The organism is Streptomyces sp. S3(2020) (assembly GCF_013044505.1).
In the GTDB taxonomy this organism is placed as follows: Bacteria; Actinomycetota; Actinomycetes; order Streptomycetales; family Streptomycetaceae; genus Streptomyces.
The window spans coordinates 1-1,981 of sequence record NZ_JABERD010000483.1 but is presented as its reverse complement, the minus strand read 5'-3'; the positions used below and the strand labels follow the sequence as shown (position 1 = coordinate 1,981).

General features: G+C 72.3%; 2 protein-coding genes. Both read right to left on the bottom strand.

Annotated elements, in window-relative coordinates:
- Positions 1 to 74: 74 nt before the first annotated feature.
- A complete protein-coding gene (locus HLK59_RS49770; RefSeq protein WP_171148290.1) occupies positions 75 to 728 on the bottom strand; it encodes a response regulator transcription factor in 654 nt (217 codons plus the stop codon).
- Positions 716 to 1,870: a histidine kinase gene (locus HLK59_RS49765; RefSeq protein ID WP_171148289.1), complete on the bottom strand. Its 1,155-nt coding sequence runs from the start codon at positions 1,868 to 1,870 to the stop codon at positions 716 to 718. The genes HLK59_RS49770 and HLK59_RS49765 overlap by 13 nt, the downstream gene beginning before the upstream one ends.
- Positions 1,871 to 1,981 lie beyond the last annotated feature (111 nt).

The window sequence follows — 1,981 nt, the reverse complement described above, 5'->3', positions numbered from 1 at the left end:
GGTTGCAGGGCAGTTGCGTGATGACCAGGACCCGCGTGGCGGCGGTGCGGTGTAGAAGTGGCAGAGGCGGGGTGTCACGCCTGGGGGGTGTGCGCCAGATACGCCAGCACGGCCAGCACCCGGCGGTGGCCGCTGTCGCTCGGCGGCAGGCCCAGCTTCAGGAAGACGTTGCCGATGTGCTTGTGGACGGCGCGCTCGGTGACGACGAGGGTCTTGGCGATGGTCGCGTTGTCGTGGCCCTCCGCCATGAGCTTGAGGGTCTCGCGCTCGCGGGGCGTGAGCGAGTCCAGCGGGGTGTTCTTACGTCGGGTCAGCAGCTCGGTGACGACCTCGGGGTCCAGCGCCGTACCGCCGCCCGCGACCCGCTCCAGGGCGTCCAGGAACTCGTCGACCCGGCCCACCCGGTCCTTGAGCAGGTAGCCGACCCCGCTGGTGCCGCCACCCAGCAGTTCGGCGGCGTACGACTCCTCGACGTACTGCGAGAGCACCAGCACCGGCAGCCCCGGGATCTCCTTGCGGGCCTCCAGCGCGGCCCGCAGCCCCTCGTCGCGGAAACCGGGCGGCATCCGTACGTCGAGGACGGCGATGTCCGGACGGTGCTCCAGGACGGCGGGCATGACCTCGGGGCCGGTGCCGGCGACGGCCACCACCTCGTGCCCCGCCGAGGTCAGCAACAGGACGAGGCCCTCCCTCAGCAGGGCGTTGTCCTCGGCGATCACCACACGCACGGCAACTCCACTTCGATCACGGTCGGCCCCCCGACGGGGCTCGACACGTCCACGGTCCCGTCGAGCGCGGCGACCCGGCGACGCATGCCGAGCAGTCCGGATCCGGAGCTCTCATCGGCACCCCCTCGCCCCTCGACGTCACTGACCCGCACCCGCAGTCCTCGCTTGGTGCGCACGATCCTGACGTCGGCCCGGGGCGAACCACTGTATTTGGCCGCGTTGGTGAGGGATTCGGCGACCACGAAGTAGGCGGCGGCCTCGACGGCGGCGGGCGCCCGCACGCCCTCGTCCATCCCTCCGTCGTCGATGGCGACCCGGAGCCCGCTGCTGGCGGCCAGCGCCCGCACGGCGCCCACGAGCCCCCGGTCGGTCAGGATCGGCGGGTGGATGCCGCGTACGACGTTCCGCAGCTCCGTCAGCGCCTGCTCGGCCTGGTCCTGGGCCTCGTCCAGCAGCTTGCGGGCGGTGTCGGGGTCACGGTCGTAGGCCCGCTTGGCGAGCCCGATGCGCATCGACAGCGCGACCAGGTTGGCCTGGGCGCCGTCGTGCAAGTCCCTTTCGATACGGCGCAGTTCGGCGCCGTGCGCGGCGATGGCATCGGCACGGGTGGCGGCCAGCTCCTCGACCCGGCGGGTCAGCTGCGCCTTCGGGGAGGGCTTGAGCAGCGCGGTCGACCAGTCGGCCTCCAGGTCCGCGACCTTCACGATGAGGGGCAGCACGACCGGCTCCCGGCGCAGCAGCCCCGCCCACACGCCGTCGACGACGAGTCCGACGGGCCACAGCGGCAGCGCGACGAAGAGCAGGGCGCCGTAGAGGTAGTACGCCACCATCCACCGGAAGTCGGTGAGCGTGCCGGGGTCCTTGACGGCCGTCCGGAACCGCTCCCGGACCGTCCCGGTCAGCGGCTGGTACGCCTCGGGGATCCGCACGCCCGTCCATGAGGCCGTCAGCTGCCGCTTGGCCCCGGCGATCCGCCGTATGAGCAGCACCGTCTCGGGCAGCAGCCAGGCGCCGACCACCGCGAGCGTGCCGATGGCGGTGATCAGCAGGACGGTGACGAAGATCCACGTACCGAACGCCATCGCGGCGGCCAGCAGGAGGTGGCCGGTGGCCCTCGCGGCCCGCCGCACGGTCTTCCACATGGGGGCAGGCTAGATGACCAGGGTGCCGGGAGACGGTGGAGCAGGCTCCACTGCCCGGGTGTAGCCCGCTCCACCCTGCCGTGGAAGCGGGAAGGCGGGACGGCGGGGAAG

Excerpts from the sequence above, each read along its gene's own strand:
- HLK59_RS49765 (WP_171148289.1), bottom strand. The coding sequence starts at position 1,870 with ATGTGGAAGACCGTGCGGCGGGCCGCGAGGGCCACCGGCCACCTCCTG.